Origin of the sequence: Bradyrhizobium viridifuturi (genome assembly GCF_001238275.1) — a bacterium.
Taxonomy (GTDB): domain Bacteria; phylum Pseudomonadota; class Alphaproteobacteria; order Rhizobiales; family Xanthobacteraceae; genus Bradyrhizobium; species Bradyrhizobium viridifuturi.
Window position 1 is genome coordinate 1 of record NZ_LGTB01000082.1, and the last position, 13,824, is coordinate 13,824.

Below are 13,824 nucleotides of genomic sequence, written 5' to 3' on the forward strand. Positions count from 1 at the left end.
CCGATCCCTATTACCGCGCGCCGGCGCGCTTCGTGTCGCGCCGCGACAACGTGATGCCGGAAATCCGCCCCGAATATCTCGAGGGCAAAAAGGTCGGCGTCATCGGTGGCACCTCGCACGAGGCCTATCTCAAGGCGATGTTCACCGACGCCGAGATCCATTCCTATCCGGATAACGACACGCTGCGCGCGGCACTGCGCCGCGGCGAGGTCGACTTCATCTTCGGCGATGCGATCTCGCTGGCGTTCTGGATCAACGGCACCGATTCCGCCGAATGCTGCGCGTTTTCGGGCGGCCCCTTCGTCGAGAGCCGCTATTTCGGCGAGGGCGTTGGCATCGCCGTGCGCAAGGGCAACGACCTGCTGCGGCAGTCGCTGAACTGGGCGCTGTTCCGGATCTGGGAAAAAGGCCGCTTCACCGATCTGTGGCTGCGCTATTTCTCGATCAGCCCGTTCTGACGCCCTGCACGATCCGCGTCATTGCGAGCGAAGCGAAGCAATCCATGCCTCACCGCGAGGATAGATGGATTGCTTCGTCGCTTTGCTCCTCGCAATGACGATTTGGGGAGAGTTGGCCCGAAACTTTGCATTTTGCCGCGAAAGCGTTAGTTTTCGCGGCCTTTTTGGAGAAAGCCTGAAGAATGTCCGTGATTGATCCTGCCGCCAGCCCGAGCGACCTGCGGGCGCTCGCCGAACAATCCAACGCCTGGCCGTTCGAGCAGGCGAAAGCGATTGTGGCGCGGCTGAAGAAAAATCCCAAGGACGAGGTGCTGTTCGAGACCGGCTACGGCCCCTCGGGCCTGCCGCATATCGGCACCTTCGGCGAGGTCGCGCGCACCACGATGGTGCGCCACGCCTTCCGCGTGCTCACCGAGGACAAGATCAAGACGCGGCTGCTCGCCTTCTCCGACGACATGGATGGTCTGCGCAAGGTGCCGGACAACGTGCCGAACAAGGAGCTGCTGCAACAGCATCTCGGCAAGCCGTTGACCAAGGTCCCCGATCCGTTCGGTACCCATCCGAGCTTCGGCCAGCACAACAACGCGCGGCTGCGCGCCTTCCTCGATCAGTTCGGCTTCGACTACGAGTTTGCGAGCTCGACCGAATATTACACCTCGGGCCGGTTCGACGCCGCACTGCTGCGCATGCTGGAGCGGATCGAGAAGGTGATGGCGATCATGCTGCCCTCGCTGCGCGAGGAGCGCGCCGCGAGCTACTCGCCGTTCCTGCCGATCTGCCCGCGCACCGGCCTCGTGCTCTACGTGCCGGTGACCGCGCATGACGCCAAGGCCGGCACGATCTCCTATGAAGATCCCGACACCAAGGAGACCGTCACGGTTCCGGTGACCGGCGGCCGCTGCAAGCTGCAATGGAAGCCGGACTGGGCGATGCGCTGGTACGCGCTCGGCGTCGACTATGAAATGGCCGGCAAGGACCTGATCGATTCGGTGAAGCTGTCGGCCAAGATCTGCGCGGCGCTCGGCGGCACGCCGCCGGAAGGCTTCAACTACGAGTTGTTCCTCGACGAGAAGGGCCAGAAGATCTCGAAGTCGAAGGGCAACGGGCTGACTATCGACGAGTGGCTGCGCTACGCCTCGCCGGAGTCGCTGTCGTTGTTCATGTACCGCGAGCCCAAGGCGGCGAAGCGGCTCTATTTCGACGTCATCCCGCGCAATGTCGACGACTACCAGCAGTTCCTCGACGGCTTCACCCGGCAGGAAGCGCGGCAGCAGCTGCAAAATCCGGTCTGGCACATCCATTCCGGCGAGCCGCCGCAGGCCGACATGCCCGTCACCTTCCAGCTGCTGCTGACGCTGGTGTCATCGTCGAACGCGGAGAATGCCGAGACGCTGTGGGGCTTCATCGGCCGCTATCGTCCGGGCGTGACGCCGCAGACCCATCCGAAGCTGGACGCGATGGTCGCTACGCCATCAACTACTATCGCGACTTCGTGGCGCCGACCAAGCAGTTCCGCGAGCCGACCGACGGCGAACGCGCCGCATTGCAAGACCTGCGCGATGCGCTCGCCAACATGCCGGCGGATGCGACCGCGGAAGACATCCAGAACGTGGTCTACGAAATCGGCCGCCGCGAGCCGTTCCTCGACATGGTCAAGAAGGGTAAGGACGGCCGTCCCGGCGTCTCGCTCGACTGGTTCAACATGCTCTACCAGGTGCTGCTCGGCCAGGAGAAGGGCCCGCGCTTCGGCTCCTTCGTCGCGGTCTACGGCGTGCAGAACGCGGTCAACATGATCGACGGCGCGCTCGCGCGGTCGTCGTAGTTTGCCGCTGTCGTCCCTGCGAAAGCAGGGACCCATAACCACAGGCCGCCGTCGTTAAGGCAAGCTGTGGCACCAGCGCCGCGACATACGATGATCAGTGGTTATGGGTCCCGGCTCAAGGCCGGGACGACGGCGGAAGTTGAGGCGCCTGCAGCGGCTTACTTGCCTTGGTCGTGATTGCGCCGAGGCCGCAAAAACCGGATGGCTGTCCTGCTGCAATTTCAGCCGGGCCGCTGCCGGACTGCGCTACACTCGCTCCACAAAATCAGCACGGCCGCCGTCGAGCGGCCGGCACAGATGGGAGCATGCGCATGCAGTTCAGGGTTTCGCCGACATCGCTGCAGGACAGTTCGAGCGCCGAGGAATGGCAGGCGCGGGTCGATCTCGCGGCGGCGCATCGGCTCGCTTACATCCACGGCTTTTCCGAAGGCATCTTCAACCATCTCACCTTCGTGGTGCCCGGCCGCAGCGACCGCTACTACCAGATCCCGTTCGGCATGCACTGGTCGGAGGTCACCGCGTCGTCCTTCATGGAGGTTGGCATCGACGATGCCGAGGTGAAGCGCGGCGAGGGCGAGGTCGAGCGTTCCTGCTATTGCATCCATGCGCCGATCCACAAGGCGCTGCCGCAGGCCAAGGCGGTGTTCCACACGCATATGCCCTATGCGAGCGCGCTGACGCGGCTCGAGGATCCGCGCATCAAGGAGATCGGCCAGACCGAGGTCGGACTGTCGGAGGCGATCGCCTATGACGATCTCTACACCGGCCCCGCGCTCGATCCCGAGGAAGCGCGCGGCTCGCCAAGGTAATCGGCAACAAGACCATTTTGTTCATGGCCAATCACGGCATCTCGACCGTCGGCGCGACCGTCGCCGAAGCCTATGACCGGCTCTATTACATCGAGCGCGCCGCGCAGGTTCAGATCTACGCGATGTGGACCCAGCAGCCGCTCAAGCAATTGCCGCAGCATGTGGTGGAGAAGACCAAGCGCGATTTCCGCGACGATCACCTCTACAACGGCCCGAGCCCGGCACAGCGGCACTTCGATGCGCTGAAGCGGATGCTGGACCGCAAGGAGCCGGACTACGCGACGTAAGTTCGCGTCAAACTCCGCCGTCGTCCCGGCGAAAGCCGGGACCCATAACCACAGGATCGGGTTGTTGAAGCGCGCTGTGGTCCCAGCGAGGTGCAGCAACAATCATCGGTGGTTATGGGTCCCGGGTCGCGCTTCGCTTGCCCGGGACGACACCGTTGTTGTGGCGGCTTGCGATGGCCAGCTACTGGCTCGCCCACACCACGCGCGCGATCCACGCGACTTCCTCGGCATCGAGCATGCGGTCGGGATGCTCCGGATTGAGCGAGGCGAGCTCCAGCACCTTGCCGGTGCGGCGCTTCAGTTCCTTCACCATCACCTCGCCGCCGGTGGTGCGCACCACGACGCGGTCGCCGCGGCGGATCGCGGTCGCCGGCGACACCACGATGATGTCGCCTTCGCGATAGGTCGGCTTCATCGCGTCACCTTCGATTTCCAGCGCGTAGGCGTGCTCGTCGGTGGTTGTAGGCAGCGCGACTTCGTCCCAGCCCTTGCCGGCGGGAAAGCCTGAGTCGTCGAAATAGCCGCCGACGCCGGCCTGTGCGAAGCCGAGCAACGGCACCGACTGGCCGCCGCGCGGACCGTCGCCGAGCAACTGCACGAAGGTCTCCATGCTGGCATTGCTCGCGGCCAGCGCTTTGGAGAGCGATTCGGTCGACGGCCAGCGCTCGCGCCCGTCGCCGGTGACGCGCTTGGACTTGTTGAAGGTGGTGGGATCGAGACCTGACTGCTTGGCAAGGCCGGACGGCGACAGGCCGGCGCGTTCGGCGAGCCGGTCGAGCGCGGCCCAGACCTGCGCGTGAGTCAGCGGGCGGGCGGCTTTGGGCTGTTTGGCCATCGAGGATACCCCGGATGGTAGGAATTATTACCTGAAACCCGGCGTTTTCGCAAATCCGCCGTGCGGTGTGTCCCGGCGCCGCTTGAGTTGCGCCGCCGCCGCCGATACGGTCCCTCGCTCGCCAGTTGGCGTCTGGGGCATTTCCCCTCAAATCCGGATAAAACCCCAAGAGACTCAAGGACAAAAGGGAAGGCCGGGCCGTGCCCATGATCTATAAAATCACCCCCGCTTCGGCCTGGCGCGAGGCCGAGCGGCAGGGCGTCTACCGGGGCAGTCCGGACGACAATCGCGACGGCTTCATCCATTTTTCCACCGCCTCCCAGGTGGCCGAGACCGCGCGTAAGCACTACCACGGGCAAACCGGCCTGTTCCTGGTTGCGGTCGATGCTGAAGCACTGGGCGACGCCCTGCGCTGGGAGCGGTCGCGCAATGACGAGCTGTTTCCGCATCTCTACGGCGAACTCGATCTCGGCGCGGTCGTCGAAATCCTCAACCTGCGCGCGCGCTCCGACGGCGGCCACGACGTTCCGGAGCTGAAGCCGTGATCCGTGCCTTCGACGCCTTCTCGCTGCCGCTGCTGCGCTGGTTCGATCCCGAGGACGCCCATCGCATGGCGATCCAGGGCCTGAAGCTGCTGCCGCCGATCCGGCTGCGGCCGGATGATCCCAAGCTCGCGGTGCGTGCCTTCGGGCTGAACTTTCCAAACCCGATCGGCATGGCGGCGGGCTTCGACAAGAGCGCCGAGGTGCCCGACGCGCTGCTGCGGCTCGGGTTCGGCTTTGTCGAGATCGGCTCGGTGACGCCGAAGCCGCAGGCCGGCAATCCGCGACCGCGGCTGTTTCGGCTGGAGCGCGACGAGGCCGTCATCAACCGCATGGGCTTCAACAATGACGGCGCGGAAGCCGTGCTGCGGCGGCTCGCCGCGCGCGCCGGCGGTGGCGGCATCGTCGGGGTCAATGTCGGGGCCAACAAGGATTCGGAGGACCGCACTGCCGACTATGTGAAGCTGATCGAGACCTTCGCCCCGGTCGCGAGCTATTTCACCGTCAACGTCTCCTCGCCGAATACGCCGGGCCTGCGCAATCTGCAGCAATCGGCGGCGCTCGATGATCTGCTGGCGCGGGTGATCGATACCCGCGAGCGCGTGCGCAAGAACGCCGGCGATGCGCCGGTGCTGCTGAAGATCGCGCCGGATCTGAGCCTCACCGAGCTCGACGACGTCGTGCACATCGCGCGCTCGCGGCGCGTCGACGGCATGATCGTCGCCAACACCACGCTGGCGCGGCCGTCGACCTTGCGCGAGGAGAACCGGGCCAAGGAACAGGGCGGCCTGTCGGGCCGCCCGCTGTTCCGCCTCTCGACGCGGATGGTGGCCGAGACCTATGTTCGCGTCGAAGGCGCGTTTCCGCTGATCGGCGTCGGCGGCATCGATAGCGGCGGTGCCGCGCTGACCAAGATCCGTGCCGGGGCCAGCCTGATCCAGCTGTATTCCTCGCTGGTCTACAAGGGCATCGGCCTGGTCGAGGACATCAAGCGCGATCTGTCCTCGACCCTGCTGCGGACGGGGCGCGACTCGTTGTCGGAAATCGTCGGCGCCGATGCCGCGACGATCACGGCCGAGGATTGGCCGGTGCGGTAGCGAACGTCTTCCGCAGCATCGCCGGATAGCGCAGGCCTTGCAGGCCGCCGCGCGCGACGTAGAAGCCGAGCAGCGCAATCCACAGGCCGGTGTTGCCGTATCCGCTCAGCACCCACCAGGTGGCGAGGAAGATCGCGAGCGAGGCCAGCATCAGATTGCGCATCTCGCGCGCCCAGGTCGCGCCGACATAGATGCCGTCGAAGCCGAAGGCGAACACGCCGGGCAGCGGCGCCAGGATCACGAACAGCAGGAAGTCGCGCGCATAGCGGCGCACGTCGTCGCTGGTCGTCATCAGATTGATCAGCGCCGGTCCGAACAGCGCGAACAGCACCGAGACCACGAGCGCAAAGCCGACGCCCCACAGCAGCACCAGTCGGGTCGAATCGGCGAAGCCGCGTCCGTCGCGCGCGCCGTATGCGCGGCCGCACAGCTGCTGGGCCGCGTTGGCGAGGCCGTCGAGGAAGAAGGCGCTCACCAAGAGGAAGTTGTTCAGCACCGAATTCGCTGCCAGCGTGACGTCGCCCTCGCGCGCGCCCTTGGCGGTGAAGAACAGGAACACGGCGATCAGCGCCGCGGTGCGGACCATGATGTCGCGGTTGACGGCGAGCATGCGCATCAGCTTGGCGCGATCGAACAGCGTGGCCGCGGGAACGGCGAAGCCGCCTTGCGAGATCCGCCACGCCACGACGATGCCGACGACGAAACCGGCGGTCTCGGCGAGCACGGCGGCGATCGCGGCACCGGCAATGCCGGCGCCATAGGCCTGCACCAGCAGCACGGTCGCGATCATGTTGATGATGTTGATCACGATCTGCAGCGCCAGCGCCAGATTGGCGCGTGCCTGGCCGACCAGCCAGCCCAGGATGACGTAGTTGGCGAGCGCCAGCGGCGCCGACCAGATCCGGATCATGAAATAGGTTTTCGCCGCGCGCGTGACGCCTTCGCTGCCGCCCATCAGCTGGAACGTGATTGCGGCCAGCGGCACCTGCAGCGCGATCAGCGCCGCCCCGATCAGGCCGGCGACGATGAAACCGCGCACCAGGATCGCGGCATATTCCTGCGGCTCGCCGGCGCCTTGTGCCTGCGCGGTGAAGGCCAGCGTGCTCATGCGCAGGAAGGCGAACAGCCAGAACAGGCAGTCGAAGATCACCGAGGCCATCGCCACGCCGCCGAGCAGCGCCGCATCGTCGAGGCGGCCGATCGCGGTGGTCGAGACGATGCCGATCAGCGGCGTCGTCAGGTTGGCGACCATCGCGGGGCCGGCGATGGCGAACACCTGGCGGGTGGTGATCTTCTGGTGAACGGGGGCGTGCATGGCTACAATTGTGAGGAATGTACGCTTCTATCGCGTCATCCGTTGCGCGGCCATGCTGGAAATGTCCTCAGAGCAATGCGGTGGCGTGGGGGCTGGGCCACTTACGAAGCAATTGTATCGTCAGAACGCCACGACCATGCCGTCGCTCGCTGCCACATACGGCAGGTCCTCGACGCGGCCGAGCATGTCGTCGCTCATATGCGTCAGGACCACACGCTTGGCGTTGATCGCGGGCAAATGCGCTTCGAGCGCCTTCAGGCTGAGATGGTTCTTGACCATCTTGTCGTAGGTGTAGGCTTCGGCGATGAAAAGATCGGCATCTTGCGCAGCCGGAATCAGCGCGTCGGTCCACTCGGTGTCGGCGCTATAGCAGACGGTGCGGCCTTCCGCCTCGATGCGATAGGCGAGGAACGGTCCGCCGGATTCGCCGTGCACGACAGGATACGGCGTCACCGTCACCTCGCCGAAGCTGCATCGTTCCTGCGGGGCGAGCGTGACGACGGACAAATCGAAGCGCTGCTTGGTCCTGGAGGAGTGTTCAAACATCACCTCCATCACCGCAGGCAGTTTCGTTTCGATGCCTTCAGGACCCGCGATCACCAGCGGCCGGGTGCGGCGGGAGAACTGCGCATCGAGCAGGAAGAACGGCAGCCCGGCAAAGTGATCGCCGTGGAAATGCGTGATCAGGATCAGGTCGATCGCGTTGCGATCGATCTCGAGCCGCTTCAGCGCCGGGAGTGAGGACGCGCCGCAGTCGATCAGGAAATTGGCGCTCGCGCCGGTGACATGGAAGCAGGTGTTGAACCGGCCGCCGGAGCCGAATGCATCGCCGCAGCCGACAAATTGCAATTGCATCGGCTGCGGGCTTTCCGTTGGATCACCGGCCGCGCGGCGCGCCGAACAGCCGCGACAACAGCCAGATCGGGATCACGATCACGGCGCCGAGCAGGAAATAGCGCCAGGCCCAGTTGATCGCGTCGAAGCCGAAATCCCAGATGCTCTGGAACAGCCGGCGGATGCTGTAGAGGATGTTCCACGGGTCGAGGCCGATCGCGGCGAGCACGACGCCGACCAGGATCGATAGCAGGATCAGCCGGAATGCCACCGACAGCGGCGAGCCGCCGAGAAAGCGGTACAGGCCGTCACTGTGGCCGGCCGGCAAGTCTCGGATGTTGTCTGGCATCATGATCTCCTGGCGGAATCGCCCGCATTATAGGTCACGGCGGAGCACATGGGAAACTCGTGGAGCGCGATCAATGGCTGCCATGCGGCTTGCCGGTTTAACTTCCTGTCATGGAGATTAACATCCGTTCAAGTGTCTCCAGCCGGTCGGCTTCGCGCGGCGGCTTGTCCCAGCGCAGCCGGCTGATGCGGGGAAAGCGCATCGCGACGCCGGATTTGTGCCGTGGCGAGCGCTGCAAGCCTTCGAACGCGACCTCCAGCACGAGCCCCTGGTCCGGCTCATGCACGACATGCCGCACCGGGCCGAACTTCTCGGTGGTGTTGCGGCGGACGAAGCGGTCGATCTGCAGCAGCTCCTCGTCGGTGAAGCCGAAATAGGCCTTGCCGACCGGCACCAGCTCGTCGCCGGCATCGCCGCGGGTCCAGACCCCGAACGTGTAGTCGGAATAATAGGACGAACGCTTGCCGTGGCCGCGCTGGGCATACATCAGCACCGCGTCGATGATGTGCGGATCGCGCTTCCATTTCCACCACGGGCCCTTCGGCCGCCCCGGCAGATAGGGCGCGTCGCGCCGCTTCAGCATCACGCCTTCGACCGCGTCGGCATCGTCGCCGGCGCCGGCGCTCTTGGGATCGGCGCGTGCGGCGGCGAGTTCTTGCCAGCTCGCGAACGGGACGGTCGGCGACAGGTCGATGCGCGGATCGCCGAGCTTGGCGACGAAGGCTTCGAGATGCGCGCGCCGTTCAGTGAACGGCAGCTCGCGCAGATCGTTCTCGTCGTCGCCGAGCAGGTCGTAGGCGCGCAGGTGGATCGGGAATTCCTTGATCAGCTTCGGCGAGACGACTTTGCGGTTCAGCCGCTGCTGCAGCACGTTGAAGGTCTGCACGCGGCCGTCGCGCAGCACCAGCAATTCGCCGTCGATCGCGCCGGGCAGATGCAGCGACGGCACGAGGTCGGGGAAGCTGCCGGTGATGTCCTCGCCGGTACGCGAATAGAGCCGCGTCTGGACGTGACCGTGCGCGTCGCGGCCGGCGACGGCCTGCACGCGGATGCCGTCCCACTTCCATTCCGCGCTGAAATCGGCGGCGTCGAGATTGGCGAAGTCGCTATCCTCGATCGCATGCGCCAGCATCACCGGTCGGAACGGCGTCGGATCGCTGTTGACCGGCTTGTCGCCACGGCCTTCGAGCCAGGCGAACAGGTCGAGATATGGCGGTGACAGCCCGGGCCACATCAGCTCGATCTCGTGCGGGTCCTTATCGCCGAGCGCGGCCGCGGCGGTCTTCGCCAGCCGCGCCGAGATCCCGATCCGCATCGCGCCGGTGACGAGTTTCAGAAGCGCCCAGCGTCCGGTCTCGTCGAGCTCGTCCAACCAGCGCGCCAGCTGCGCCGGCAGCTCCGCCTTGCCGAGCGTGCGCAACGTGGTGACGACATCGGTCAGGCTGGGGGGAGGCGGGTTGTTATGGCCCGGCAATTCAGCCTTCGGCCACATCAGCGCAACGGTTTCCGAGAGATCGCCGACGTAGTCATAGGAATAGCCGAACAGCACGGGGTCGGCGCGTTCGGTGATCAGATCGCGGATCAAGCCCGGCTTGGCGTGCTTGAACGACAATGCGCCGGTCAGCGCCGCCAGCGCGTAGCCGCGGTCGAGATCCTCGGTCTCGCGGAAATAGCCGACCAGCAGCGTGATCTTGTTGTTGCGGCCGGGTTCGTAGGCGAGCCGGTCGAGCAGTTCGGCAAAACGGTTCATGGCTTCCTGGTCTCGCCGACGGGCTGTGCCTCGCCATCGGGTTGGGCTTCGCCGGTGACTGCCGCGGTCTCGCCTTCATCCTCGTCGCCATAGCCGACCAGATCGAGCGGCCGCGCGGCGAGGCCCTTGCTTTTGCACCAATGCACCAGCGCGTCTTCCTGGCCGTGCGTGACCCAGATCTCGCCGGCGCCGGTCGCGGCGATCGTCGCCGTCAGCCCGTCCCAATCGGCATGATCCGAGATCACCAGCGGCAGCTCGACGCCGCCCTGCCGCGCCCGGGCGCGCACGCGCATCCAGCCTGACGCGAAGGCGGTGACCGGATCGGGAAATCGCCGGGTCCAGACATCCGATGTCGCGCTCGGCGGCGCCAGCGTGATGGTGCCGGCAAGCTCGGCCTTCTTCATGCCGCGCGCCGGCCTGAGCTCGCCGAGCGGAATGCCGCGCTCCTGGTAGTAATAGGTGATCTTCTCCATCGCGCCATGCAGATAGATCGGCGCGTCGTAGCCGGCCTCGCGCAGCAGCGCGATTACGCGCTGCGCCTTGCCGAGCGAATAGGCGCCGACCAGGTGCGCTCGCTCCGGAAACAGCTTCACCGATGCCAGCAGCTTGTTCACTTCACCCGCGGCATCGCCATGGCGGAACACCGGCAGACCAAAGGTCGCCTCCGTGATGAAGACGTCGCAGGGCACCAGCTCGAATGGTGCGCAGGTCGGGTCGCGCGCATCCTTGTAATCGCCGGAGGCGACGATGCGCCTGCTCTTGCAGGTGACGGAGATCTGGGCGGAACCGAGCACGTGCCCGGCGGGGTGAAACGTCACCGTGACGTCGCCGAGCCTGATCTCCTCGCCATAGGCGACCGCCTGCACCGAGCCGGCGAAATTCTCGCCATAGCGCAGCCGCATCATGTCGAGCGTTTCCTGGGTCGCGAGAACCGCGCCGTGGCCGGGGCGTGCATGGTCGGAATGGCCGTGCGTGATCAGGGCCCGCTCGACCGGCCTGACTGGATCGATGTGGAAGCCGCCGGGCTTGCAGCAAAGCCCGGCCGGGACGGGCATCAGGATGTCTTGCGGGCGCATGCCGGACATATAGGCATCAATTCCGCGATATCTAATCGCCATGCGCGGGCTTGACCGGCGCATCCATCTCCGGAAAAAGTCCGTGCTTTCCGGATGGCCGGACCCGGCCAAGATCCTTAAGACAAGATTGGTTCCTTAAGCGAATGGCCCCGCGCCTGTTTCTGTCCTCCGGCGACCTCGTTGCCGACCGCCGTTACGAGTTCGCGCGCGACCTGCAATTGAAGGGCGATCTGCCGGCTGCCGCCGAGCTGCTCGAACAGGCGATCGAGCTGGTGCCGAAATTCCCGTCGGCCTGGTACACGCTGGGCAAGATCCGCCTCGAGCTCGGGCAGCGCGAGGCCGCGATCGCAGCGTTCCGCGCCGCGCGCGACGCCGATCCCGACGACCGCCACGGCGCCGGCCTGCATTTGATGCAGCTCGGCGTCGAGGCCGTCGGTTCGATGCCGCCGGGCTATGTCCAGACGCTGTTCGATCAATATGCGCCGCGTTTCGAGGCGGCGCTGGTCGGCGATCTCGGCTATCGTGGTCCGGCGCTGCTGTTCAAGGCGGTGCTGTCGGTACGCGCGTCGGCGAAGAAGCCGGCCTTCTTCAAGCGCGCGATCGATCTCGGCTGCGGCACCGGGCTCGCGGCCGGCGCGTTCGCGCAGCACGTCGATCGATTCATCGGCATCGATTTGTCGCCGCGCATGATCGACAAGGCGCGCGCCACGGGATTTTACGCCGAGCTCGAGGTCGACGACATGCTGACGGGCATTTCGCGCAAGCCCGACGCCAGCGCCGAATTGATCCTCGCCGCGGATGCGATGGTCTATGTCGCCGACCTCGCGCCTGTGCTCGCCGAGGTCGTGCGTGTGTTGGTGCCGGGCGGTGTGGTCGCGTTTACGACCGAGACCCATGACGGGGAGGGCGTCCTCCTCGGCGAGGGGCTGCGCTACGCCCACAGTGCGGCTTACGTGCGTGCGTCGGTGGCCGCCGCGGGGCTGACGCTGGTCCTGCTCGACGGTCTCTCGGCGCGCAATGAAGACAACATCCCGGCACCCGGGCTGGTCGCGGTGGCGATCAAGCCGTGACGTTCTTGCCCTCTGCCCTTGTGGGAGAGGGTGGCTTCGATGCTGCAGCATCGAAGCCGGGTGAGGGGTCTCTATCCGCGGACGCAGACCCTGATCCGGCGCGGACGTTGTCCGCGCCACCTTCTCCCGGAGAAGGGAGAAAGTGCGCGCATCGCTCCCCAACTTGAGTCTACACGCTACGCATTTGCCGTGACGCGGCATTGCGCCACACAGCCGTGACTTCGCGCTTGCCCGGCGCAAGGCGGAATGCGAGAGCTTTGCGCCTCAGGGAGAGACACAATGAAAAAACATACTCGGCGCGAATTCGGCGCCACCGCATTATCCGTTATCGCAGCGTCCGTGCTGCCCGCGCCGTTCGTCCGGGCCGCCGACAAGAAGTACGATCCGGGCGCGAGCGACACCGAGATCAAGCTCGGCCAGACCGTGCCGCATTCCGGCCCCGGCTCGCTCTATGGCGTGCTCGGCCGCGTCGGCGAAGCCTATTTCCAGATGCTGAACGACAAGGGCGGCATCAATGGCCGCAAGGTGAAATTCCTCACCATGGACGACGCCTACAGCGCGCCGAAATGCGTCGAGGCGACGCGCCGCCTGGTCGAGCAGGAGGAGGTGCTGGCGCTGTATGGTTCGCTCGGCACCGCGCCGCAGACCTCCGTGCATAAATATCTCAATTCCAAGGGCGTGCCGCAGTTGCTGCTCAACACCGGCGCCTCCAAGTGGAACGACCCGAAGAACTTCAAATGGACCATGGCGGGCCTGCCGCTCTATCCGACTGAAGCGCGTATCCTCGCCAAGCACGTCGTCAGCGTGAAGCCGAATGCCAAGATCGGCATCCTCTACCAGAACGACGATTTCGGCCGCGACTTCCTGGGGCCGTTCAAGAAGGTGCTGGCCGATGCCGGCGGCAAGGCACAGGTGATCATGGAGCAGACCTATGATCTCACCGATCCGACGGTCGATTCTCAGCTGATCAATCTCTCGAAGTCGGGCGCGACGTGTTCTACAACATCACGACAGGCAAGGCGACGTCGCAGTCGATCCGCAAGGTCGCCGAGCTCGGCTGGAAGCCGCTGCAGCTGTTGTCGGCGGGCTCGACCGGCCGCTCGATCCTGAGCGCCGCGGGGCTGGAGAACGCCAAGGACATCGTCGCGATCCGCTACAACAAGGAAGTCGGCGTGCCGCGCTACGAGAAGGACGCCGACGTGGTCGCGTTCGAGGAGCTGCGCAAGAAGTACCTGCCGAACATCGATCCCGACAACACCATCGCTTTCGCCGGCTACGGCCAGGCGGTGACGATGGGCGAAATCCTGCGCCGCTGCGGCGATGACCTGACCCGCGCCAACGTGCTGAAGCACGCCACCACGCTGGCCGGTTTCCACTCGCCCTATTTCCTCGACGGCATCAATTACAGCTACACGCCCGACGACTACACACCGATGAAGACGCTCTACGTCTCGATCTTCAACGGCAAGGATTGGGACCTCTCCGGCGAGCCGATGACGGAGTAGGGCGTCTTTCTTCTCCCTCTCCCCGTTCTTACGGGGAGAGGGTTGGGGTGAGGGGCTCTCTCCGCCAGGCGGTGT

The 13,824-nt window shown here is 65.5% G+C and carries 12 protein-coding genes and 2 pseudogenes; 8 read left to right on the top strand and 6 right to left on the bottom strand.

Going from position 1 to position 13,824, the window contains the following annotated elements; translation table 11 throughout:
- From ALC15_RS39900 to ALC15_RS47415, 4 genes and pseudogenes are all read left to right on the top strand, one after another.
- Positions 1 to 458: type 2 periplasmic-binding domain-containing protein (locus tag ALC15_RS39900; RefSeq protein WP_128089741.1), on the top strand; the 458-nt coding region annotated here is incomplete at its 5' end.
- A gap of 182 nt (positions 459 to 640) precedes the next feature.
- A pseudogene (locus ALC15_RS39905) lies at positions 641 to 2,280 on the top strand (lysine--tRNA ligase).
- 311 nt (positions 2,281 to 2,591) lie between these two features.
- On the top strand, positions 2,592 to 3,089 hold the full coding sequence (locus ALC15_RS47410; RefSeq protein ID WP_283806340.1) for a class II aldolase/adducin family protein: 498 nt from the start codon (positions 2,592 to 2,594) through the stop codon (positions 3,087 to 3,089).
- Between the two features lie 23 nt (positions 3,090 to 3,112).
- Complete coding sequence (locus ALC15_RS47415; RefSeq protein ID WP_283806341.1) at positions 3,113 to 3,376, top strand: class II aldolase/adducin family protein; 264 nt, start codon at positions 3,113 to 3,115, stop codon at positions 3,374 to 3,376.
- Between the two features lie 181 nt (positions 3,377 to 3,557).
- Here ALC15_RS47415 and ALC15_RS39915 read toward each other — a convergent pair whose 3' ends face one another.
- Positions 3,558 to 4,211: a S24 family peptidase gene (locus ALC15_RS39915; protein ID WP_050632001.1), complete on the bottom strand. Its 654-nt coding sequence runs from the start codon at positions 4,209 to 4,211 to the stop codon at positions 3,558 to 3,560.
- Positions 4,212 to 4,411: 200 nt separating this feature from the next.
- Here ALC15_RS39915 and ALC15_RS39920 point away from each other — a divergent pair, with 200 nt between their 5' ends.
- Together ALC15_RS39920 and ALC15_RS39925 are read left to right on the top strand one after the other, a co-directional pair.
- Positions 4,412 to 4,756 carry a DUF952 domain-containing protein gene (locus ALC15_RS39920; RefSeq protein WP_162240556.1) on the top strand — a complete coding sequence of 115 codons (345 nt, stop codon included), beginning with the start codon at positions 4,412 to 4,414 and terminating at the stop codon, positions 4,754 to 4,756.
- Positions 4,753 to 5,850: a quinone-dependent dihydroorotate dehydrogenase gene (locus tag ALC15_RS39925; RefSeq protein ID WP_050632003.1), complete on the top strand. Its 1,098-nt coding sequence runs from the start codon at positions 4,753 to 4,755 to the stop codon at positions 5,848 to 5,850. Before ALC15_RS39920 ends, ALC15_RS39925 begins: the two co-directional genes overlap by 4 nt.
- Here the strand turns inward: ALC15_RS39925 and ALC15_RS39930 are convergent.
- The 5 genes from ALC15_RS39930 to ALC15_RS39950 form a co-directional block, all read right to left on the bottom strand.
- Positions 5,822 to 7,165 (bottom strand): MATE family efflux transporter, encoded by a 1,344-nt coding sequence (locus ALC15_RS39930; protein WP_050632004.1) that lies wholly within the window; start codon positions 7,163 to 7,165, stop codon positions 5,822 to 5,824. The genes ALC15_RS39925 and ALC15_RS39930 overlap by 29 nt on opposite strands.
- A 120-nt stretch (positions 7,166 to 7,285) precedes the next feature.
- The gene (locus tag ALC15_RS39935; protein ID WP_050632005.1) at positions 7,286 to 8,020 is read right to left on the bottom strand and encodes an MBL fold metallo-hydrolase; all 735 of its coding nucleotides are present in this window, start codon (positions 8,018 to 8,020) and stop codon (positions 7,286 to 7,288) included.
- 22 nt (positions 8,021 to 8,042) lie between these two features.
- Positions 8,043 to 8,348 carry a DUF6460 domain-containing protein gene (locus ALC15_RS39940; RefSeq protein WP_050632008.1) on the bottom strand — a complete coding sequence of 102 codons (306 nt, stop codon included), beginning with the start codon at positions 8,346 to 8,348 and terminating at the stop codon, positions 8,043 to 8,045.
- Between the two features lie 97 nt (positions 8,349 to 8,445).
- A complete protein-coding gene (locus tag ALC15_RS39945) occupies positions 8,446 to 10,098 on the bottom strand; it encodes a cisplatin damage response ATP-dependent DNA ligase (RefSeq protein ID WP_050632006.1) in 1,653 nt (550 codons plus the stop codon).
- A complete protein-coding gene (locus tag ALC15_RS39950) occupies positions 10,095 to 11,174 on the bottom strand; it encodes a ligase-associated DNA damage response exonuclease (protein ID WP_050632009.1) in 1,080 nt (359 codons plus the stop codon). Before ALC15_RS39950 ends, ALC15_RS39945 begins: the two co-directional genes overlap by 4 nt.
- Before the next feature lie 143 nt (positions 11,175 to 11,317).
- On the opposite strand from ALC15_RS39950, the gene ALC15_RS39955 reads away from it, so the two are divergent.
- Both ALC15_RS39955 and ALC15_RS39960 read left to right on the top strand, forming a co-directional pair.
- A complete protein-coding gene (locus tag ALC15_RS39955) occupies positions 11,318 to 12,244 on the top strand; it encodes a methyltransferase domain-containing protein (protein WP_050632007.1) in 927 nt (308 codons plus the stop codon).
- 279 nt (positions 12,245 to 12,523) lie between these two features.
- A pseudogene (locus ALC15_RS39960) lies at positions 12,524 to 13,749 on the top strand (ABC transporter substrate-binding protein).
- Positions 13,750 to 13,824: the final 75 nt, after the last annotated feature.